Here is a 20,962-nt window from a genome sequence, read left to right as displayed (position 1 = left end):
TTCGTGTCTGCAGCCGTTCGTAATCCGTACTCCGTCAATGTGCGCGACCTCCTGCACCGCCCCGGCGAGATGCGCGAGGAGTCGCTGAGCATCGACGTGCCCGACAAGCTCGGCGAGGGTCTCATCAGCGTGGACGCGGGCGAGGCGATGGAACTGGACCTGCGACTGGAGTCCGTGCACGAGGGCGTCCTGGTCTCCGGCGAAGCGACCACCGTCGCCAAGGGCGTCTGCGGCCGGTGCCTGATCGACATCAGCGAGCCCGTCCAAGTCGACTTCCAGGAGCTTTTCGCGTATTCTTCTGGGGAAGCTTTTGACTTCGAGGTTCACGACGACCACGTGGATCTTGAACCTCTGGTCAGGGATGCGGTGGTGTTGTCACTGCCGTTCCAGCCGGTGTGCCAACCGGATTGCCCTGGTCTCGATCCCGAGACCGGCGAGCGGTTGGCCGATCTGCCGGATCGCGAATCCACGAAGACCATCGATCCACGATGGGCTGCGCTCGCGGACTTCCCGGCTTCCGATGACGCCGTCGGCCAGGGCAGCAGTGCTGAGAACAGCAGTGCTGGTCGGGTCGGCTCCCCAGACAGAGAAGAGTAGAGACATGGCTGTTCCCAAGCGGAAGAAGTCGCGCGCCAACACGCACGCCCGTCGTTCGCAGTGGAAGGCGGAGGTTCCCAACCTCGTCAAGACCGTCGAGAACGGCAAGGTGACCTACAGCCTTCCGCACCACGCGAAGGTCGTCGAGGACTCGGCCGGTACCCCGCTGTTCCTGGAGTACAAGGGCCGCAAGGTCGCCGACGTCTAGTCACGTGCCGGACGCCGAACAGCGCACGGAGTCCCAGGCGCGCATCGAGAACGATGCGCGCCTGAGTCGTGCTTCGGCGGAATCGGGGGACCCTGCCGAGTTGCAGGCCCGTCTCGGTGTGAGCATCGATCCGGGGCTTCTCGAGCTCGCGCTCACGCACCGTTCGTACGCGTACGAGCATGGCGGCATCCCGAACAACGAGCGCCTGGAGTTCCTGGGCGACTCGATCCTCGGTCAGGCCGTCACCGTCAAGCTGTATCGCGACTATCCGCGGCTCGACGAGGGTGAGCTCGCCAAGCGCCGCGCGTCGCTGGTCAGCAGCGTCGCGCTCGCCGAGGTGGCGCGCGGCATCGGCCTCGGGGTCTTTGTGCTGCTCGGCCGCGGTGAGTCGCAGAGCGGCGGGGCGGACAAGTCGTCGATCCTGGCCGACACCGTCGAGGCGATCATCGGCGCCGTGTACCTGGACGCCGGGGGCGACGTCGCGACCGCTCTCGTGCTGCGGCTCATCGAGCCGCTCCTCGACGACCCGGATCGCTTCGGCGCGGCCATGGATCCCAAGACCAGCCTGCAGGAGCTCGCGGCGCACAACGAAGCGCCTCCACCGCAGTACGTGGTCACCGACACCGGACCGGACCACAACAAGACCTTCCACGCCACCGTCACCGTCGAAGGCCTCGTCACGGCCTCCGGTGAGGGGACGAGCAAGAAGAACGCCGAGATGGCCGCCGCGCTGAAGGCGTGGTCGATCGCCAACGCGGATCGTTCCGGTGCCAGAGCTTCCCGAGGTTGAGGTGGTGCGTGCCGGTCTCGAACCGGCCGTCACCTCCGCACTGATCACCTCCGTCGAGGTGCTCGACGACCGCGCGCTCACCAGGCACGACCGCACGCGCGGCGACCTGTCCGACCTCTTGACGGGCCGACGGATGCTCGGCGCGGCCCGCCGAGGCAAGTTCATCTGGCTGCCGCTGGAGTCGCGACCTGCGACGCCCGCGACGTCGTCGGCCGGTGCGGGCGCCGGCGCCGACGCAGGCGGATCCGCCGCGGATGCGCTGCTGCTGCACCTCGCGATGAGCGGGCAGGTGCTGCTGCGCGAAGCGGGAGCACCGCTGGAACGCCACGCGCGGGTTCGGCTGACGCTGGAACATCCGCTGCACGGTGAACTCGCCGTGCACTTCGTGGACCAGCGCACGTTCGGCTCGCTCGCCGTGGACCGGCTCCTCGCGACGCCGGACGGCGCGGCAGGCGGCTACGGCGTCGCCCTCGCGGCTGTGCCGGGCCAGGTCGCGCACATCGCGCGGGATCCACTCGATCCTGCGTTCGACGACGCGGGCTTCCTGCGGGCGCTGTCATCGCGACGGACGGCGGTGAAGCGAGCGCTGCTCGACCAGACGCTGATCAGCGGCGTCGGCAACATCTACGCGGACGAGGCGCTGTGGGCGTCCCGCATCCACTTCGACCAGCCCACCGCGACGCTGTCGACGCGCAAGGGGAACGAACTCCTGCGCGAGGTGCGGGCGGTGCTGCAGAAGGCGCTCGCGGAGGGCGGAACGAGTTTCGACGCGCAGTACGTCAACGTGAACGGGGCGTCGGGGTACTTCGAGCACAGCCTGAACGCCTACGGGCGGCAAGGCCTGCCGTGTCCGCGGTGCGGCACACCGATGGTGCGAGCGGCGTTCATGAACCGGTCGTCGCACTACTGCCCGCGGTGTCAGCGGATCCGCGTGCCGAAGACCGCGACGAGCTGAGCCGTTCGGCGACCGCGGAGGCTTGCCCGCGGCTCGCTTCGGACCGCCGCGGGCAGGACGCCCAGAGGTTCGGACGCCTGGATGCTGCGACATGTCCTCCACGCGGATCGACTCGGCGGGTCCCCGTTCGTGGATGACAGCGGCTCGCATGCGACTCTCCTTTTCGGGCCGGCCTTGTTACGGATCCCGCGTCATCGCAGCGTCTTCTGCCAGTTGCCGTTCAGCGCCGTGCTGCGGAAGCCGATCGCGTCGTTGATCGCGCGCATCGGTCCGTTCTCCTCGGCGTTCCAGGTGATCACCCGCCGCACATGGGGCGCGACCTGCGCGAGGCGGTCCAGATTGTGCAGCTTCATGAGCATCCCGAGACGGTGACCGCGGTGCTCGGGTGTGACGAGGGTGTCGCCCTGTTCGACGACGGGTGAGGCGTCCGCGATCTCGAGCTCCGTGTAGCCGGCCAGCCGCCCGTCCGTGCGACTGATCGCTGCTGTCGTGAGCCACGGCTTGCCGCGGTCGATGCCACGCTGCTCGATCGCACGCACGCGGGCGGCGTCCCACCGCTCGGCGTCCACGGCGATCCCCTCGTGCGGCACGTCCGTTGTCATGCGCTCGATCGCCGCCGCGTAGCCGTCCACCAGGTCGTCTGGGCAGTGCGGGAACCAGCTGCGCAACTCGTAGTCGGCGGCGTGCGCGCCGGCATCCGCTCGAAGCTCCTCGAGGCGAGCGGATGCCACGGGCAGGCTCAGCTCGCTGACCACCTCGACCTGCCCGAGGCGGTACCCGTGCGCCACGGCGAACCGCACGAAGGGGTCGTCGGCCGGCAGCCCGACGTCGCCCTCCGCGGCGTCCACGACGGGCGCGTCGGAACGGATGTCGCCGAGCAGATGCTCCGTGAAGACGGAGATGTCGACGCGTCCGCCCTCGGCCACCACGCTCTCGCCCTGCGCGAGCAGGGCGGATCCGATCCCGTGCCGACGCGCCGTCGGCAGCACCAGCACCTCGAGCTCGGCGCCTGTCGCATCCTCGTCGAGGGGGAGCCGGATGAGGAGGCGGCCGACGGGCAGACCGTCCAGGCGCGCGAGGTACAGCATCCGCATGCTGAATTCGCCCGGACGGAACCACGCGAGCTGGTCGGCAGCGTCGTACACGAAATCGTCGGATCCCCACAGGTCGAGCGAGCAGGCGTTTCCGACGTCGACGAAGTCACGGAAGTCCGTCGCATCCGCGCCGTCGGCGGATGCCGGCAACGCCACTCGTTCGATCGTGACGCGCATCTGAGCTGCCACTGCCCTTTCCCCCGGTTTTTCGGACGGCCGTCGTCCCCACTCGCCGTCGTGCCAATCAGCCGACTACCCTATCCCGCTGCCCGGCCTGAGCACTGCTGTCGGGTACCGTAGAGACGGCTTCGCGGCGAGCAGTTCGGGCCACGGACCCGTGAAGGGGGCAGCGGTTGCATCTGAAGAGCTTGACGCTCAAGGGCTTCAAGTCCTTCGCACAGCCGACCACGTTCGCCTTCGAACCCGGTGTGACCTGCATCGTCGGACCCAACGGATCCGGCAAGTCCAACGTCGTCGACGCGCTCGCCTGGGTGATGGGCGAGCAGGGCGTGAAGACCCTGCGCGGCGGCAAGATGGAAGACGTCATCTTTGCCGGCACGTCGACGCGCGGACCGCTCGGCCGTGCCGAGGTGACGCTCACCATCGACAACTCCGACGGCGCCCTGCCCATCGAGTACTCCGAGGTGACGATCAGCCGCACGCTGTTCCGCAACGGCGGCAGCGAATACGCGATCAACGGCAAGCAGTGCCGGCTGCTCGACGTGCAGGAGCTCCTCAGCGACTCCGGTCTCGGCCGTGAGATGCACGTCATCGTGGGACAAGGGCAGCTGGATGCCGTGCTGCACGCCAGTCCCGACGACCGCCGCGGCTTCATCGAGGAGGCCGCCGGCATCCTGAAGCACCGCAGGCGCAAGGAGAAGACCCTCCGCAAGCTCGAGGCGATGCAGACGAACCTGACGCGCTTGAGCGACCTGGCGGGGGAGATCCGCCGGCAGCTGAAACCGCTCGGCGCGCAGGCAGAGGTGGCGCGGGAAGCGCAGACCATCGCCGCCGTCGTGCGCGACGCCCGAGCACGCCTTCTCGCGGACGAGGTGGTCGGGCTGCGTGCGACCCTCGACGACTACTCGCGCGACGAGACGCAACGGCACAGCGAGCGCATCGTGGTGCAGGAGCAGCTCGAGCAGAAGCAGCTGCGCATCGGGCGCATCGAGCAGGAGCAGGTCGGCGACGCCGTCGACGCCGCCCGTCGCACGGCGTTCGCGCTCGAATCCGCTCAGGAGCGTCTGCGCTCCCTGTTCACCCTTGCCAACCAGCGGATGGCGCTCCTCGGCTCCCAGGGCGAGCTCACCGAGTCCGCACGCACGGTCACCCCCGACATGATCGAGGCGTCGAAGGCCGAGACCGCCCTGCTCCGCGACGGCGTGGGCGAAGCGGATGCCGCGGTCACCACCGCGCAGACCGCCACCCGTGCCGCGCGCGGCCGCCTCGACGCGCTCGACGAGCAGATCGCCGCGCAGAGCGCGCTCGTGTCGCAGCACGACCTGGAACTCACCAAGCTGGCGGGCCAGGCGGATGCCGCAGCCCAGCGGCTCGCCGCCCTCCGCGGAGAGTCGCTCCGCCAGCTGGGCCAGCTGGAGGCCGCAGAGCAGAGACGAGCGGCCGCGGAGGAGGCGCTCGCCGACAGCGAGGGCGACTCTCCGCTCGGGCCGGATGCGCAGGGCGACCTGGCCGAGGCGTACGAGCTTGCGCAGGCATCCGTCTTCGAGGCGGAAGCCGAGATCGAACGGCTTCGCGACGAGCTGCGCACTCTGGAGCGTGAGCGCGACGCGCTGTCCGGCCAGGTCACCGCGCTCGGCCGTGCCCTGGAGGCTCGCGACGGATCCGCGGCCCTGCTCGCGGCGGGACGCACCGGCGTCAAGGCACGCGTCGCCGACACGATCAAGGTCGAGCCCGGGTACGAGACGGCGATCGCGGCGGCGCTGGGATCCCTCGCGGATGCCGTCGTCGTCGCCGACCGGGGCGCGGCGATCGATGCGGCCAGGTACGCCTCCGCGGGGGACCTCGGCTCGATCGAGCTCGTGTTGGAGGGTGACGCGGCCGGTGGATCCGGATCCTCGTCTGCGCGTGCCGAATCCGCGGAGGCCGCCCTGCCGACAAGGGCGCTGCCCGACACCGGGCTGTCCGACACCGCGCGCGCGGCGGACGGGCTCCTTCTGGCCGGAACGCCCAGCATCCGCGCGCTGCTGCGGAACGTCGCCGTCGTCGACGATCTCGACCAGGCGCAGCGCATGTGGGCCGGCATCGAGGAAAGCGGTGTCGTGCTGGTGACCCGCACGGGCGAGGTGCTGTCCGCACACACGCTGCGGGGCGGATCCGGCAAGGGCGCGGGCCGCATCGAGCTGCTGGCCGAGCGGGATGCCGCCGCCGCGCGCCTCGACGAGCTGGAGACGGCCATCGCGACGGCCAAGGCCGAGCACGATCAGCAGAGGGATGCTCTGCAGGCGGCGAAACAGGCATCCGCCGCGACCCTGACGCAGCTGCGCGCGTACGACGCCCAGCTGGCCGAGCAGACCGAGAAGACCAGCAGACTCACCGCGCAGCTGGAGGCGGCGAACGCGGAAGCGGAGCGAATCGCGCGCAGCATCGCCGAGTCCGAGACGAAGGTCGGGGAAGCGGATCAGGCTGCGGCGGCCGCGAAACGCGCGCACGAGACCCATGCGTCGAAGCCGCGACCGATTCTCGACGTCAGTGAGCGGGACGCGGTGTCCGCGGAGCTCGAGGCATGCCGTGAGGCCGAGGTCCAGTCGCGACTGGCGGCGGAAACGGCGCGGGAACGTGTGCGGGCCGAAGAGGCGCGCACCGCCTCTCTCGTGCGGCGGCTGGAATCCGAGCGGGCCGCAGCAGCGGAGGCCGCGCGCCGCGAGGTCATCCGGCGCCATCAGGTCGCGGCAGCGCAGCGCGTGATCGCGGCACTGCCGAAGGTGCTCGACTCCGTGGACCGATCCGTGAGCCAGGCGCGCACAGAGCTGGCGGCGGCCGAAGCGGCACGCGCGGGCCAGAACGAGGAACTCGTCGCGCTGCGTCGCGACGAGTCGTCCTTGCGCGACAGGCTTCATGCCGTCAGCGAGAGCGTGCACGGCCTCGAGCTGCAGATCTACGAGAAGAAGCTGCACCTCTCCGCCCTGCTGGAGCGTGCGGGCAACGAGCTGGGGCTCGTAGAAGACGTGCTCGTCGCCGAATACGGCCCAGAGGCGCCGATCCCGGCCGAGACCGAGGACGGCGAAGAACGTACGTTCGTGCGTGCCGAGCAGGAGAAGCGACTGCAGGATGCCGAGCGCAAGTTCGCGAGGCTCGGTCGCGTCAATCCGCTCGCCCTCGAGGAGTTCGCCGCCCTGGAGCAGCGGCACAAGTTCCTCACCGAACAGCTCACGGACCTCACGAACACGCGCAAGGACCTGCTGACGATCATCGCCGACATCGACGAGCGGATGCAGGGCATCTTCGCCGACGCGTTCGAGGACACGCGCCGCACGTTCGCCGAGGTCTTCCCCGTGCTGTTCCCGGGCGGCAGCGGCAGCATCCGCCTCACGGATCCCGACGACCTGCTCACCACGGGCATCGAGGTGTCCGTGCGCCCTGCAGGCAAGAAGATCGAACGACTCTCGCTGCTCTCCGGCGGCGAGCGGTCTCTGGCGGCAGTGGCGTTCCTGCTCGCCATCTTCAAGGCCCGGCCGAGCCCCTTCTACATCATGGACGAAGTGGAGGCGGCGCTGGACGACGCGAACCTCGGCCGTCTGCTGACCACATTCGAAGACCTGCGCGCCGACAGCCAGCTCATCGTCATCACGCACCAGAAGCGCACGATGGAGATCGCCGACGCGCTGTACGGCGTCTCGATGCGCCAGGACGGCGTGTCCGCCGTGGTCGGGCAACGCGTGGGCGAGCGGAACGTCACAGGCCGCGATGAGGAGGACGAGCGCAGGTCCGCGTGACCTCGTCGGAATGAGGTCCTCCGGCCGACCCGTTTCCTCAGCGCGCTGTGCGCACCGCTACGTCCGGCGTCGGCGCGCGATCAGGATGAGGACGGCCCCGCCCAGCGCCACCAGCACCGCCAGCGGCCACGGCGGGTTGGATCCCGTGCCGGCGAGCGACGATCCAGGTTGGCCGGGTTCGACCGGAGGGAGCGCTTGATCGGTGTTCGTGATCGTGCAGGTCACATCGGCTTCGAAGGCGACTGCGACAGTCGAGCCCGTCACTGTCGCATTCGTGCAGCTCCAGGCCGACGCCGTATAACCTGACGGTCCTGACTCGGCCAGCGTGTACGTGCCGGCGGACACCGGGGCGTTCGTCACCGCATCCGAGCCGCTTGCTCCGCTGATGTCGGTGGGTCCGGTCGCCGAGAGATCCCAATCGCTCGCCGTGGCGGTCCCGCCGTGAACGTTGTGCACCTCCTTCACCAGGGTGAGGTGCGCGGGCCGATCCACATTCGTGAACGTGCAGACGGCGTACTGGTTCTGCAGCAGGGTGATCGTGTCATCGGACGGCGCCTCGAAGACCGGACTGTTACCGATCCTGCACTCGAGCGAGCCGAGATCGTATCCGTCAGGGCCGGACTCGCTCAACGTGTAGGTCTGACCGGGCCGCAGCCAGAGCGAGGCCCCCGCCGTCGAACCGGTGACGCTTTCCGCCGTGAGTCCGAAATCGTTGTCGCCCGGATCCGCGGTCAGAGTCCAGTCGCCTGGCTGTGCCAAACCGCCGTGGGTGTTGTCGACCGCTTTGACGAGGGTCAACTGCGCGCTCTGGTTGCGGGCCTGGCATCTCACATCGAAGCCCGGCGGGATGGTCACGCCGCCGTTCAGACCATCACTGAAGCCGGCGATGACGTCACCGGTCGTCGGGTCGATCTGGTTGCAGAACCAGCTGACGGTCGAACCGGGGATGGCCACCGCGTTCGGGTCGGCAACCTGCGCGTACCGCGGGTCGCCTCCCGACTCGGAAAGCGCGTACGTGACGCTCGGAGTGACCGCTCCTGTGACCCCGGTCGTTCCTGAGGGCCCGGGAAGAGCACCCCCCGGTGCGGCCGCATTCAGCGTCCATTCCGTGGCGGCTGCCGGGCCGTCGAGCACGTCCTTCTCGAGCGTCAGACTCGCCGGGCACGTGACCACGTTCGTGATCTGGTAGGTGTTGGCGCCTGCCTGCAGAGTCGCCGAGAACGGCAGCGCCGCGCTCGTGGGCGTGCCATTCGCCGTGGTCAGCAACTGACTGCTGATCGTGCAGAGCGAACTCTGGTCGACGGTCGCCTCTTCGTCGATGGACACCGTCTGTCCCGCTGAAAAGCCGGTCTGCACGGTCGACCAGTCGGCCGCAGCGCCATCGAGTTGCAGGTGGGTCGTCAATTCGGCCGGTTGTTCTCCCTCAGGGAACGTGACTCCGTCGACCACCCATTGTTTCGATACCTGCAGCGTGGCCGGGGGAATGGGTGCGAGGTTGTACACCGTGCAACTCACGGGGAAGTCCGATGACGCCGTCACGCTGAAGCCTGTGCCTGCATTCGTGATCGGCACGTTCGCGCCGGTGTCGACCCGTGTGCAGACCGCGTTGTCGCCGTTGATCGTGTGCAGCGTGTACCCGGCCTGCTGCATCTCGTTCACCGTGAGGTCGGCTGTCGTCGTACCGGTGAATGTCAGTGCGAAGTTGACAGCGCCTGTGCCGTCGGCGGTTTCACCACTCGCAGGGTCGATGGTGACGCCGGTCGTCGCGGTGGCAGCTCCGAACGTCCAGCCCCCGGCCGGCTGGGCCCCGGTCGTCGAGTTCGCGGGGGTGCCCGGCGGCACCACTTCCTTGACGACTGTCAGGCTCCCCGCGCAGTTGCCGAGGGCCAGCGTACGCAGCGCAGCACCCGCCGCCGTGTAGTCGGATTCCTGGTAATAGTCGCTCCCGGCGGTCTGGCCGGAGATCGCGCGGAGGTTGTCGGGCGATCCGGCGACTCCGGCACCCACGCCCATCGCGACGATGCGGGTGTCCTGTGCCTTCACTGCGTTTGCGGAGAAGGTTCCGTTCTCCACTTCACGGAAGCGGGTCCTGTTGCCCGGACCCTGCACGGGATTTCCGTAGTACGTGGGATTGCCGTCGGTGATCACGACGACGACGTCGTAGTGCTGTGTGGAGTTGGCGACCGACTGGAAAGCCTGGTCCCAGTTCGTTCCGCCTTCGGCGCCTCCGGGAAGCGCCCACCCGTTGATCATGCCGTTGACCGCCGCGGCGCCGGCAGCCGTCGAGACGGGCATGAGACCCGGACGGTTGACGTTCGCTGCGCCCGCCGCAGGGGAGTTCGTTGCGAAGGTGAAGAGCGACATGGTCGACGGTGTGCCCGTGAGAGCGTTCACCATCGTCGATGCCGCTCCCTTCAAGGCGACCAGGTCGGTCGCCGTCACTGAGTTGGAGAGATCGGCCACGATGGCGACATTGAGACCGCACTGTGGTGGGAGAACGGGGTTGGTCCGGCTGTCCTGCCAGATGCCGCCCGAGGCCGTGTCGGTGGTGTTGCCCGTCCCGATCATGAAGTTGACCAGGGAACTGTACGTCGTCCCGTTGCGGAGCTGCGTGCCGGTCTGAAAGGTGTATGCGGAGGACGCCGGAGTGGTACCGATCGCCAAGGTGGAATTCATGTAGTAGCCGGTGGGGGCACTGATCTGCCGGACGAAGAAGCGCCGATCGCGATTGGTTCCACGGGTCTGCGTATCCGGGACGGTGATGCTGCAGTCGCCGTTTGCATCCGACGTACAGGTGAACACCGGTGTATCCGACCCTGCGGTGTCGTAGAAGCCCAGCACGACACCCTCGAGATTGCTGACGGCACTCGTTCCGTTTCTATCCGATCCCGCCTTGACCGTGATGACGGCGTTGTTGCCCGTCGCCGGCGGCACGGCAGCCTGTGCCGCCGGCGCGAAAACCACGAACGTGGTCACGAGGACGGCCACTGCCGTGGCCAGGATCACAAGCTTGCGCACGATTCCCCTCCGAACCGTCGTGCTGCGCACTCTCGACGCCGGCCGGTCGTCGAACGAACGCGCATAGCTGTGCTCATGTTATGGCGATCGAGTCCCGATCGGGAACGGGGATCCGACAAAAGGTCTGGTCACAGGGCGGAAAGAGTGAGGGTCGGCGCTCGGACCGACGGTCATGCGTATCGCCGGGAGCTCTGGGTCGCGTGGCCCTTGAGGAGTTCGCTGCTCTGGAACAGCGGCACAGCTTCCCGGCCCGGCACGAGGAGATCGCCGACGCGCTGTACGTCGTCTCGACGCGCCAGGACGGCGTGTCCGCCGTGGTCGGGCAACGCGTGGAAGAGCGGGATTTCCGGAATCCCGAGCGCGAGGATGCGCCGTCCGGCGCTCGCGAGGACGAGCGCCAGTCCGCCTGACTCGCTGCACCTCGAGCGAGCGGCCCGGGCGGACCGCTGAGCTATGCGGGAAGGCGTCGTCCAGATCGAATCACGCCGTGCGGGTCTCGTGATTCCTTCAGTGCGGTGAGACGTGCGATGGCATCCGCCTCGAACGAGTCGGCCAGAGTGGAGTGGTGGTCGAGGAACGTCGGCACGTTCCCCGTCGCCGGGGTCGTCGCGACGGCCGCGCGCAGGGGGTCGAACGCCGCATCCGCTCCCGCGAGGGCGGCAGCTGTGGGAGCGATCACGCTCGAGCCGACGGAGGACGGAGCATCCAACCCTGCCGCCACGGCGCGACTGCGATCGCCGCCGAGCAGGGAGCCGCCGAACGGCCGCACCTCGAGCCGGGTGACACCGTGCGCGCTCGCCTCGCCGAAGGCCGCGACGAGACCCTCGGCCGATGTGCTGTCGTAGCCGCTGGAGACCGCGCTCCAATCCGAGTACGCCATCGGCTCCGTTGGCTCCGCCGCGATGGCGGCAAGGGACCCGATGCCGAACACCTGCATCGTGTCGGCGATCGGTGTGCCGATGGCGCGCAAGGGATCGAGGAGGGATGAGCCCGTGTCGGCGCCGCCGATGTGCAGCACATCGACGGATGCAAGCGTCTTGCCGCGGATCGGTTCCGGCACCACGGGCGCGTTCGGAAACACGATGATGCCGAAGGCAAGGCCGAGAGTGGGTTCGGACTGAGCCACCTCGAACGTCGTGGCGAGCAGTTGCGCTGCGTGCACCGGTGCGAACGTGAGTTTGCCGCCGTACAGCTCGTCGCCGTCGAACAGTGAGAACTCGATCGCGGTGACCACGCCGAACAGGGATCCGGCGCCGCGCAGCGCCCACATCAGCTCCGGATCGCTCGCCTCGGTCACGCGCAGGAACTCGCCTGACGCATCCACGAGCTCGACGGCCGTGACGGCCGGTGACTGCAGGCCGTATGCGCGCCCGAGCAACGAGTGGCCGCCTGCGAGCGAATACGCCACGACGTTCACTCCGGGGTTGCTGCCCGCAAGGGCGATCAGGCCGGTGGCATCCAGACGCGTGAGGACAGGGCCCCAGTTCACACCGGCGCCGACTCGCGCCGTGCGCGCTGTGACGTCGACGGTGATCTCGTCGAACGCGCGCGGACGGACCAGGACGACGTCATCGAGGTCGAGCGCGGCGGAGTGTCCGTTGGGCTGAGTCAGCACGCCGAGGCCGGCCGCCGCCGCGGCACGGACGATCGCCTGCACATCGGCGATGTCGGCCGGGACGGCGACCGCGGCCGGACGCTGGTCGACGCCGAGGTTCCAGGCGAGGCGTTCACGGTCGTAGCCTTCGTCGTCGGGAAGGTGGAGCTCGCCGGTCAGACGGGCTCGGACATCACGGAGGGCGGAGGGTGTCTGCATGGTGCGAACCTATTCGGCACTCCTGACATCTCCGAGGATGCACGTTCGCGGCCTCGCGGCGGATGCTCCAGGAGACTGCGCGCGCCGGCTCGGCCGTACGAGCACACTCGCACGGCTCTCACCTCAATCGCCTCTACGCTGGAGGCATGGCTGAACGTTCCTGGTCGCTCGCCGGCGCTCTGCGCGGCATGTTCGTGAAACCCACCATCGACGAGAGCACCTGGGACGACCTCGAAACGGCACTCATCACCGCCGACTTCGGCCCCGACGTCACCGACGCCATCGTCGAGGAGATGCACCAGAAGGTGAACCGCTATGCGACCACCGATCCGAAGGACTTCCAGCGGATGCTCCGGGAGACCATCGAGGAGCGTCTCGCCCGGTTCGACCCCACCCTGCACCTCTCCGAGCGCCCGGCCGTCGTGCTGGTCGTGGGCGTCAACGGCGTCGGCAAGACGACCACGATCGGCAAGTTCGCGCGGTTCCTGCGCGGCTACGACCGATCCGTCGTAGTCGGCGCGGCCGACACCTTCCGCGCCGCGGCCGTCGAGCAGCTGGCGACCTGGGCCGAGAGGGCCGGCGTGCAGATCGTGCGGCCGCAGCAGGAGCGGCAGGATCCGGCATCCGTCGCGTTCCAGACCATCGAGTACGCCAAGAACACCGGTACAGAGATCGTGATCATTGACACCGCGGGCCGCCTGCACACCAAGGGCGGCCTGATGGACGAGCTGTCGAAGATCAAGCGGGTCGTCGAGAAGCAGGCGCCCGTCGCCGAGGTGCTCCTCGTGCTCGATGCCACGACAGGGCAGAACGGACTCGCGCAGGCGCAGGCCTTCATCGAGCACGCCGGAGTCACGGGCCTGGTGCTCACCAAGCTCGACGGGTCAGCGAAGGGCGGGTTCGTGCTCTCCGTGCAGGAGCGCACCGGGCTGCCGATCAAGCTCGTCGCACAGGGCGAGGGCATCGGCGACCTCACCGGATTCACGCCGCACGTCTTCGCCCAACAGCTGGTCGGCTGAATCGGATCGACCGCCAGCACAACGACAAGGGAGCAACGGTGGCCATCGAACACGATTTCTTCGGCGTCGTCGACGAGGACTCGTCCGGCGGGCTGTACTGGTCGGAAACGGTCGAGGTGGGGGAGCAGGCCGTCGAGGTGACGCTCACCGCGGACGACGCCGGCGCGGTCGCCGAAAGCGGACTGGATGCCGCGGCAGCCGTCATCCGCTCGCTCGAGGGTCTCGACTCCCGTGGACGCGACGCGCTCATCGCCGACCTGAGCCAGCGCGAGTCGATCACGACGCAGTACATCGACCAGCGTGTCGACGACATGGGGGAGTCGCTGCTCGATCTGCTCGTGCACAACTCCGGAGACATCGCGATGGACGTGCTGCGCTCGTTGCAGCTTCTGCAGGTCGCCCTGCATCCGGATCACACGGACGACGACGAAGCGTTCGCCGTCTTCACCTACTCGATCGACCCCGATGAGACCGATGCCGTGCTCCAGGTGAGCTTCGACGACCGCGGCGACGTGGTCGCGGTCGACGACGGCGAATAGAGATCCCATCGGCCGGCGGCACCTCTAGGGCGCCATTTGCGCCCTATTGCGCCATCCGGAGTGGCGCAATAGTGCGCAAATGGCGCTGCAACGGAGGAGTGCGCGCGGGCGGATTGCCGGGATGCGCACGTTACGATTGAGCCACCATGGCAACCTTCGGCACTCTCTCCGACCGTCTGACAGAGACCTTCAGGAACCTCCGCACCAAGGGCAAGCTCTCCGCTTCGGATGTCGACGGCACCGTCCGCGAGATCCGTCGCGCGCTGCTCGACGCGGATGTCTCGCTCGACGTCGTCAAACAGTTCACCGCGACGGTGCGCGAGCGCGCCCTCAGCGACGAGGTCAACCAGGCGCTGAATCCGGCGCAGCAGGTCGTGCAGATCGTCAACGAGGAGCTCGTCGCCATCCTCGGTGGCGAGCAGCGCAGGCTCGAGTTCGCGAAGAATCCGCCGACCGTCATCATGCTCGCCGGCCTCCAGGGTGCCGGCAAGACGACGCTCGCGGGCAAGCTGGCGAAGTGGCTGAAGAAGGACGGGCACACGCCCATACTGGTCGCCGCCGACCTCCAGCGACCCAACGCCGTCACACAGCTGCAGGTGGTGGGGGAGCAGGCCGGGGTTCCGGTGTTCGCGCCAGAGCCTGGCAACGGCGTCGGCGATCCGGTGCGCGTGGCGAAGGATGCCGTCAAGCAGGCCGAGCGTCAGCAGTATGACGTCGTGATCATCGACACCGCCGGCCGTCTCGGCATCGACGCCGAGCTGATGAAGCAGGCATCGGACATCCGCAAGGCGACCAACCCCGACGAGGTGCTGTTCGTCATCGACGCGATGATCGGTCAGGACGCCGTCAACACGGCAAGGGCCTTCCAGGAAGGCGTCGACTTCACGGGCGTCGTGCTCTCCAAGCTCGACGGAGACGCGCGAGGTGGAGCGGCCCTGTCGATTGCCTCCGTGACCGGCAGGCCGATCATGTACGCCTCGACGGGTGAGGGTCTCGACGACTTCGAGCCGTTCCACCCGGATCGCATGGCCAGCCGCATCCTCGACCTGGGTGACGTTCTCACCCTCATCGAGCAGGCGCAGCAGACCTTCGACGAGGAGGAGGCCCGCAAGGTCGCGGAGAAGTTCGCGACCGACAGCTTCACGCTTGACGACTTCCTCAAGCAGATGCAGCAGCTGCGCAACATGGGCTCGATCAAGAAGATGATCGGCATGCTTCCCGGTGCCGGACAGATGCGGCAGCAGCTCGACCAGTTCGACGAGAAGGAGATCGTGCGCACGGAGGCGATCATCCAGTCGATGACACCGTCGGAGCGGCACAATCCGAAGCTGCTCAACGGATCCCGTCGTCTCCGCATCGCCAAGGGATCCGGCATGACGGTCACGGATGTCAACCAGCTCGTGCAGCGGTTCGAGCAGGCCTCGAAGATGATGAAGACCGTCGCCAAGGGCGGCGTTCCGAACGTGCCCGGCATGGGGCCGATCCCCGGCGCCGGCTACGGCGGACGCAAGCCGCAGCAGAAGAAGGGCAAGTCGTCGCGGTCGGGCAACCCGGCCAAGCGTGCTGCGGAGAACGCGGCGCTGGCATCCGGCGCGAACCCGTCGGGGGCGTCGTCTGCAGGCGGGTCCGGCTTCGGCCTCGGCGGCCAGAAGACGCCGAGCGGCGAGGACCTCGCGGCGGTGCAGAAACTCTTCGGTCGCGGCTGATACCACCCGATCAGCTGAGACTAGGCGTCCACGACGAGACCAGACGCGCCGCGCCGAGTCTCGTCGTGGACGTCTGGTCTCGGCGGACTTCGCATGCGTCAGGCGAGGCCGTTCCGCAGCTCCCTGGTGAGCGAGGAGACGACCGCGGGAAGGCTGCCGCCGTTCGCCTCGGCGACGGCGAGCTGTCGCTGGTAGCTGACCCCCTTGCCGAGGATGGTTCGCACGTCGGCGAGCTCCGCTGTGCATCCGAGCCTCTCGGCGACGGGCGTCAGGTCGGCCACGAGCGCGTGGAGTGCGTCGGACACCGGTCCCTGGGCGCCGCCGGGATCCACGATGATGTCTGCGTCGATGCCGTACCTCGCCGCCCGCCACTTGTTCTCGCGCACGAACCACGGCTGGAGCACGAGGGGGACCTCTCCGCGGTCAAGCTGGGCGGACATCCGCTCAACGAGGCAGTGGATGAGGGCAGCCAGGGCGCCGAGCTCCGTGGCCGTCGACACCCCGTCGCACGCGCGCATCTCAACGGTGCCCCAGCGCGGCGACGGACGGATGTCCCAGCGCACCTCGCTGTAGTCCCTGATCACGTCGGTGGTGATCAGGTCGTGCACGTATCCCTCGTAGTCCGCCCAGCGTTCCATCTGCCACGGAAGACCGGCGGTGGGCAGCTGCTGGAACATGAGGGCGCGGTTGGAGGCGTACCCGGTGGCGACTCCGGCCCAGAACGGACTGGAGGCGCTGAGCGCCTGCAGGTGCGGGTAGAACGTGAGCAGCCCGTTCAGGATGGGCAGCGCCTTGTCACGGTTCTCGATGCCGACGTGCACGTGCACGCCCCAGATGAGCATCTGGCGGCCCCACCACTGCGTGCGCTCCAGCAGGTGCTCGTAACGCTCGGACGGGGTCGCCTTCTGATCGAACCACTGCGCGAAGGGATGGGTGCCCGCACACATGAGCTCGACTCCGAGCGGGTCGGTCGCGCTGCGCACGCGGGTGAGAAGGTCCTTGAGGTCGGCCACGGCATCCGGAACCGTTCGATGAACGCGGCTGACCAGCTCGATGGTGTTGAGCAGAAGCTCGTGCGTGATCTGCGGATGCTCGCTGCCGTCGCCCGGCCCGAGCAGCGGAAGCACCTGGTCGGCGACCTGTACGAGGTCGCCGGTGTCGCGATCCACCAGTGCAAGCTCCCACTCGATGCCGATCGTCGAGCGCTCTGACCTCGCGAAGTCGATGTGCATCGGTCCCCCTCGCCGGGCGCGGCCCCGATGCGGCAGCGCCTGCGCCCATCATGACCGCGATCGGCCGTCGATGCCACCGTTCGGAGTGCGGATCACGCGAAATGAGCGGTCCGTGCGTCGAAGGTCCGATTATCGTTCGCGGCTCGAATCTGCAAGAATGGTCAGTCGAGTTCGAACGGGACGACCCTCTATCAGACCGTTGCGAGACTCTCCATCAGACCTCCTGCCGCGTGTGCCCCACGCCCTCGGCAGTCAGTTCGCGCGAAACTATCAAACTCACTGGAGAATTGTGGCTGTCAAGATCCGCCTCAAGCGGCTCGGAAAGATCCGCGCCCCCTACTACCGCATCGTCGTCGCCGACTCGCGCACCAAGCGCGACGGTCGTGTGATCGAGGAGATCGGAAAGTACCACCCCACCGAGAACCCCTCGTTCATCGAGGTCGACTCGGACCGTGCGCAGTACTGGCTCGGCGTCGGCGCACAGCCGACCGAGCAGGTGCTCGCCATCCTCAAGCTCACGGGCGACTGGGGCACGTTCAAGGGCGACAAGAACGCCGTCAGCACCGTGAAGACCCCCGAGGCCAAGGTCGCCTTCGTCGCCGACGAGAAGAAGAAGCCGGTGCTCAAGCCGAAGTCCGAGAAGCCGGCCCCCAAGGCCGAGCCGGCGGCCGAGGCGTCCGCTGACGAGACGACCGAGGCGTAAACACCTTGCTCGCACCCGCTCTACAGCATCTGGTCGAAGGCATCGTCGATCACCCCGACGACGTCCACGTCGTGGTGAGGGAATCTCCGCGCGGCGAGGTCCTCGAGGTTCGTGTGAACCCCGAGGACCTCGGCCGGGTCATCGGACGATCCGGTCGCACCGCGAAGGCCCTGCGTACCGTCGTCAGCGCGCTCGCCGACGGCAAGCGCGTCCGCGTCGACCTCATCGACTGACCCAGGTGAGCGGGAAGCGATCAGAGCCGAATCAGCCGAGGCAGCAGCTTCGCGTCGGCAGACTGACCAAGGCGCACGGTCTCAAGGGCGCCATCAAACTCGAGCTCTTCACGGACGATCCTGAGCATCGTTTCGTGCCGGGAGCCGAGTTCTCACTGCAGGTCCCGTCCGGATCGAAGTGGCACGGCAAGACGCTCACGCTGGCGGAGCTGCGCTGGTACAACGGGCATGCCGTCGGCTTCTTCGAGGGTGTCGGAGACCGCACGGAGGCGGAGACGCTCGTCAAGGCGATCCTCTGGGTCGATCAGGACGACTCCGTCGAAGAGGACGCCTGGTACGATCACCAGCTCGTCGGCCTGCGCGTGCTGCGCGACGGCGTCGAGATCGGCACCATCGCCCGCGTCGACCACCTCCCCGCTCAGGATCTCCTGGCCGTGAAGACCGGATCAGGCGAGGTCCTCGTGCCGTTCGTCTCGGCCATCGTGCCCGAGGTCGACGTCAAGTCGGGCACAGTCACGGTCACACCGCCGATCGGCCTCTTCGAGGAGATCCCCGAGACGGATGACGATGCCGATGCCGCAGCGGATTCCGCGGCCGAGTCGGGCGAGACCGTGCTGACGTTCGAGGAACAGGGCGAATCCGACCGGCCTTCTCGCGCCGAGGATTCGGCCGACTGAGCGCCCGCCACGTCGGGTGTCCTGAGAGGATGGCCGTCGTGGACACAGTCTCGGTGGTTGTCGCGCACTCCGAGCGCGCGACCCTGCGCGTCGGCGTCACGTTTCTCAAGGTCGACTCCGACCAGAGCATGACGGACCGCGAGGTAGAGGCGATGCGCCTCGCCCCGATCCCCACACCGACCATCCTGTGGCGCACCCCGCCCGTACTTGCGATGGCAGCCGTCCGAGGCGAGCCGCTCGGCCATCTCGGTGCCATGTCCGCTGCATCCCCGGCGGCGTGGGCGGCGGCTGGTGCGGTCGCTCGCACGCTGCACGATGCGCCGCTGCCGCCGTGGCAGGGGCGGAGCCTGGTCGGCGTCGCACAACGGCTGGACGCCGAGTGCGGGGCGCTGACAGCACGTGGCATCCTGCCGGCAGCGCTGGTCGCAGACGGTCGCCGGATAGCCGAAGCTGCGCTCCGGCCATCACGGCCCGTCTTCATGCACGGCGACTTCCAGGTCGAGCACGTGTTCGTCGCGGGCGACGAGGTCACCGGCGTGATCGACTGGTCGGAGGCCGGTCGAGGCAACGCCCTGTTCGATCTCGCCACCCTCACCCTCGGGCACGAGGAGCATCTGGCCGACGTAGTGGCGGGCTATGGAGCCGACGTCGACCTCGACGCGATCCGCTCATGGTGGGCGGTGAGGTGCCTGCTCGCCATCCGATGGCTCATCGACAACGGTTTCGACGCGTTCATGCCGGGAGCCGAGGTCGACGTGCTCAGGTCGTTGGTGTGACTCAGCCGCCCCAGGGTGCATACCCCATTCCGGGAGAGGCGGTCGCACACGTGGCGTTCGACGGGACGACGAGTGAATCGGCACGGATGCCGGCGCCGCCGTCCACGGACGTCACCTCGTAGATCAGACCGTTCTGCACATCCTTGCTCGCCGAGAACTCGATGACAGTGGCGTCTCCGTCGGTCCCCTCGACTGCGTTCGTCGCCGTGGACTCCTCGAAAGTCAGCCCGACTGGCGTGTGCGTCGTGAGGAAGGCCACCACGGTGTCGAGCGAGCTGCCGGGGACCGTCCAGTATCCCTTCGCGTCTGCCATCGGCTGGCACAGCATCCGCACCGCCAGGGACGAGGCGACGCCCTGGGGTCGCGACGTACTGGCCAGTGCGCCCGGCGGAACAATCACCGACTCGAGTCGCTGGTTCGCGGTCGACATGGACGCAGCATCCGCTGTCACTCCCGGCTTCGGGGACGGGATCGTGGAGAGGCTCGAGTCGTCCTGCACCGGAGCGGCCGTCTGCGTCGGCAGCGGCATCGGGGGCGGAGTCGCATCGTCGGGCAGCGTGAAGTCTGTGCATCCGGCAAGAGCCATGGCAAGTGCGCCCACCAGGATGCCTTCGGTGGCGAGGCGCGTGCGACGCCGGACCTCGATCGTTGCGCCGCCGTCGCTGAGAGTCACGCGCGCCAGGCTACTCGTGAACGGGTGCGACCGGCGCGCACTTTCGGGAGGAGAACCGCGCACTATCGGGAGGAGTATCGCGCACTTTCGGGAGGATCGTCGCAGCGACCGGACGTCAGAAGCCGGCGCGGGTGACCGTGACAACCGCGGTCTTGAACTCCGGCATCGAGGAGATCGGGTCGACGGCGTCGCTGGTGAGCAGGTTGGCGCTGTCCGCATCCGCGAAGTGGAACGGAAGGAACACCGTGTCCGCGCGGATGCCGGCATCCAGCCTGACGGGCGCGGTGACCCGTCCGCGGTCGTTCGCGATGACAGCGACATCGCCGTCGGCGAGGCCACGGACATCCGCGGCCGCGGGATGCAGCACGAGCTCCATGTGCGGTCGTGCTGCGACGAGCTCGGGCACGCGGCGCGTCTGCGCGCCTGACTGGTACTGCTCGAGGAGACGCCCCGTGACGAGCCACAGCTGATCGGATCCGCGCGGCGTCTCCGGAGTGGGCCGTCGCCGCACAGGCACGAAGCGTGCTCGACCGTCTGGATGCGCGAAACGCTCGTCGAACGGCCTCGGCGTGGAGCTGCCGCCGGCCGGATACGGCCAGTGCACGGGCTCGTCGGCGTCGAGCATTCCGTAGTCGATCCCCGAGTAGTCGGATTGTCCTCCGGCGGATGCGCGTCCCAGCTCCCCGAAAACCTCCTCGGCGTCGTCGTCGAAGCGCACCTCTGGGGCCAGCCGTCGGGCGAGTTCCGCGAGGATCCACAGCTCGCTGCGAACCTCACCCTGCGGGTCGATGGCACGACGCCGGCGGAGCACCCTGCCCTCGAGGTTCGTCATCGTGCCGTCCTCCTCCGCCCACTGGGTCACGGGGAGCACGACATCGGCTCGTGCCGCGGTCTCGCTCATCACGACGTCGCAGACGACGAGCGTGTCGAGGCGGTCGAGGGGGGGGGGGGGGGGGGGGGGGGGGGGGGGGGGGGG

Annotated in this window: 19 protein-coding genes; 13 read left to right on the top strand and 6 right to left on the bottom strand. The window is 68.3% G+C overall.

Annotated elements, in window-relative coordinates:
- Window positions 1–69: 69 nt before the first annotated feature.
- The 4 genes from ACX9R5_RS13960 (at window position 70) to mutM (ending at window position 2,550) form a co-directional block, all read left to right on the top strand.
- Window positions 70–597: a YceD family protein gene (locus ACX9R5_RS13960; protein ID WP_459409691.1), complete on the top strand. Its 528-nt coding sequence runs from the start codon at window positions 70–72 to the stop codon at window positions 595–597.
- 4 nt (window positions 598–601) lie between these two features.
- Window positions 602–805, top strand: a complete 204-nt coding sequence (gene rpmF, locus ACX9R5_RS13955; protein WP_146318687.1) for a 50S ribosomal protein L32 — start codon at window positions 602–604, stop codon at window positions 803–805.
- Window positions 806–866: 61 nt separating this feature from the next.
- Entirely contained in the window at window positions 867–1,595 is a 729-nt protein-coding gene (rnc, locus tag ACX9R5_RS13950) for a ribonuclease III (RefSeq protein WP_459409690.1), read from the top strand.
- Window positions 1,573–2,550: a bifunctional DNA-formamidopyrimidine glycosylase/DNA-(apurinic or apyrimidinic site) lyase gene (gene mutM / locus ACX9R5_RS13945; RefSeq protein WP_459409625.1), complete on the top strand. Its 978-nt coding sequence runs from the start codon at window positions 1,573–1,575 to the stop codon at window positions 2,548–2,550. Before rnc ends, mutM begins: the two co-directional genes overlap by 23 nt.
- Before the next feature lie 191 nt (window positions 2,551–2,741).
- On the opposite strand, the gene ACX9R5_RS13940 is transcribed toward mutM, so the two are convergent.
- Window positions 2,742–3,833 carry a GNAT family N-acetyltransferase gene (locus ACX9R5_RS13940; RefSeq protein WP_459409624.1) on the bottom strand — a complete coding sequence of 364 codons (1,092 nt, stop codon included), beginning with the start codon at window positions 3,831–3,833 and terminating at the stop codon, window positions 2,742–2,744.
- A gap of 164 nt (window positions 3,834–3,997) precedes the next feature.
- Between ACX9R5_RS13940 and smc the strand changes: the two genes are divergently transcribed.
- Window positions 3,998–7,597 (top strand): chromosome segregation protein SMC, encoded by a 3,600-nt coding sequence (gene smc, locus ACX9R5_RS13935; RefSeq protein ID WP_459409623.1) that lies wholly within the window; start codon window positions 3,998–4,000, stop codon window positions 7,595–7,597.
- 57 nt (window positions 7,598–7,654) lie between these two features.
- On the opposite strand, the gene ACX9R5_RS13930 is transcribed toward smc, so the two are convergent.
- On the bottom strand, window positions 7,655–10,615 hold the full coding sequence (locus ACX9R5_RS13930) for a VWA domain-containing protein (RefSeq protein WP_459409622.1): 2,961 nt from the start codon (window positions 10,613–10,615) through the stop codon (window positions 7,655–7,657).
- Window positions 10,616–10,815: 200 nt separating this feature from the next.
- On the opposite strand from ACX9R5_RS13930, the gene ACX9R5_RS13925 reads away from it, so the two are divergent.
- Window positions 10,816–11,025, top strand: coding sequence for a hypothetical protein (locus ACX9R5_RS13925; protein ID WP_459409694.1), 210 nt, complete (start codon window positions 10,816–10,818; stop codon window positions 11,023–11,025).
- 41 nt (window positions 11,026–11,066) lie between these two features.
- Here ACX9R5_RS13925 and ACX9R5_RS13920 read toward each other — a convergent pair whose 3' ends face one another.
- Window positions 11,067–12,428, bottom strand: a complete 1,362-nt coding sequence (locus ACX9R5_RS13920) for an FAD-binding oxidoreductase (RefSeq protein WP_459409621.1) — start codon at window positions 12,426–12,428, stop codon at window positions 11,067–11,069.
- A gap of 146 nt (window positions 12,429–12,574) precedes the next feature.
- Between ACX9R5_RS13920 and ftsY the strand changes: the two genes are divergently transcribed.
- From ftsY to ffh, 3 genes are all read left to right on the top strand, one after another.
- Window positions 12,575–13,447: a signal recognition particle-docking protein FtsY gene (gene ftsY / locus ACX9R5_RS13915; protein WP_459409620.1), complete on the top strand. Its 873-nt coding sequence runs from the start codon at window positions 12,575–12,577 to the stop codon at window positions 13,445–13,447.
- A 38-nt stretch (window positions 13,448–13,485) separates the two neighbouring features.
- Window positions 13,486–13,986 carry a DUF2004 domain-containing protein gene (locus ACX9R5_RS13910; protein ID WP_459409619.1) on the top strand — a complete coding sequence of 167 codons (501 nt, stop codon included), beginning with the start codon at window positions 13,486–13,488 and terminating at the stop codon, window positions 13,984–13,986.
- Between the two features lie 146 nt (window positions 13,987–14,132).
- Window positions 14,133–15,692 (top strand): signal recognition particle protein, encoded by a 1,560-nt coding sequence (gene ffh / locus ACX9R5_RS13905; RefSeq protein ID WP_459409618.1) that lies wholly within the window; start codon window positions 14,133–14,135, stop codon window positions 15,690–15,692.
- Between the two features lie 98 nt (window positions 15,693–15,790).
- Here ffh and ACX9R5_RS13900 read toward each other — a convergent pair whose 3' ends face one another.
- A complete protein-coding gene (locus tag ACX9R5_RS13900) occupies window positions 15,791–16,924 on the bottom strand; it encodes a glutamate--cysteine ligase (protein ID WP_459409617.1) in 1,134 nt (377 codons plus the stop codon).
- A 289-nt stretch (window positions 16,925–17,213) separates the two neighbouring features.
- Between ACX9R5_RS13900 and rpsP the strand changes: the two genes are divergently transcribed.
- Genes rpsP through ACX9R5_RS13880 form a run of 4 tightly spaced genes read left to right on the top strand, consistent with a single transcriptional unit; the run spans window position 17,214 to window position 19,313 of the window.
- Window positions 17,214–17,627: a 30S ribosomal protein S16 gene (gene rpsP / locus ACX9R5_RS13895; RefSeq protein WP_459409616.1), complete on the top strand. Its 414-nt coding sequence runs from the start codon at window positions 17,214–17,216 to the stop codon at window positions 17,625–17,627.
- Window positions 17,628–17,632: 5 nt separating this feature from the next.
- A complete protein-coding gene (locus ACX9R5_RS13890) occupies window positions 17,633–17,860 on the top strand; it encodes an RNA-binding protein (protein ID WP_459409615.1) in 228 nt (75 codons plus the stop codon).
- Between the two features lie 5 nt (window positions 17,861–17,865).
- Window positions 17,866–18,537, top strand: a complete 672-nt coding sequence (gene rimM, locus ACX9R5_RS13885) for a ribosome maturation factor RimM (protein WP_459409614.1) — start codon at window positions 17,866–17,868, stop codon at window positions 18,535–18,537.
- 29 nt (window positions 18,538–18,566) lie between these two features.
- Window positions 18,567–19,313 (top strand): phosphotransferase family protein, encoded by a 747-nt coding sequence (locus ACX9R5_RS13880; protein WP_459409613.1) that lies wholly within the window; start codon window positions 18,567–18,569, stop codon window positions 19,311–19,313.
- Window position 19,314: 1 nt separating this feature from the next.
- Here the strand turns inward: ACX9R5_RS13880 and ACX9R5_RS13875 are convergent, their stop codons facing one another.
- Window positions 19,315–19,986, bottom strand: a complete 672-nt coding sequence (locus tag ACX9R5_RS13875) for a hypothetical protein (RefSeq protein ID WP_459409612.1) — start codon at window positions 19,984–19,986, stop codon at window positions 19,315–19,317.
- Between the two features lie 115 nt (window positions 19,987–20,101).
- Window positions 20,102–20,962: molybdopterin oxidoreductase family protein (locus tag ACX9R5_RS13870; protein ID WP_459409611.1), on the bottom strand; the 861-nt coding region annotated here is incomplete at its 5' end.

This window comes from Rathayibacter sp. CAU 1779 (genome assembly GCF_054551755.1).
This window is presented reverse-complemented; position numbering and strand designations above follow the sequence as displayed.

Excerpts from the sequence above, each read along its gene's own strand:
- ACX9R5_RS13920 (WP_459409621.1), bottom strand. The coding sequence starts at position 12,428 with ATGCAGACACCCTCCGCCCTCCGTGATGTCCGAGCCCGTCTGACCGGC.
- rpmF (WP_146318687.1), top strand. The coding sequence starts at position 602 with ATGGCTGTTCCCAAGCGGAAGAAGTCGCGCGCCAACACGCACGCCCGT.
- ACX9R5_RS13960 (WP_459409691.1), top strand. The coding sequence starts at position 70 with ATGCGCGAGGAGTCGCTGAGCATCGACGTGCCCGACAAGCTCGGCGAG.
- ffh (WP_459409618.1), top strand. The coding sequence starts at position 14,133 with ATGGCAACCTTCGGCACTCTCTCCGACCGTCTGACAGAGACCTTCAGG.
- ftsY (WP_459409620.1), top strand. The coding sequence starts at position 12,575 with ATGGCTGAACGTTCCTGGTCGCTCGCCGGCGCTCTGCGCGGCATGTTC.
- ACX9R5_RS13900 (WP_459409617.1), bottom strand. The coding sequence starts at position 16,924 with ATGCACATCGACTTCGCGAGGTCAGAGCGCTCGACGATCGGCATCGAG.
- ACX9R5_RS13880 (WP_459409613.1), top strand. The coding sequence starts at position 18,567 with ATGGCCGTCGTGGACACAGTCTCGGTGGTTGTCGCGCACTCCGAGCGC.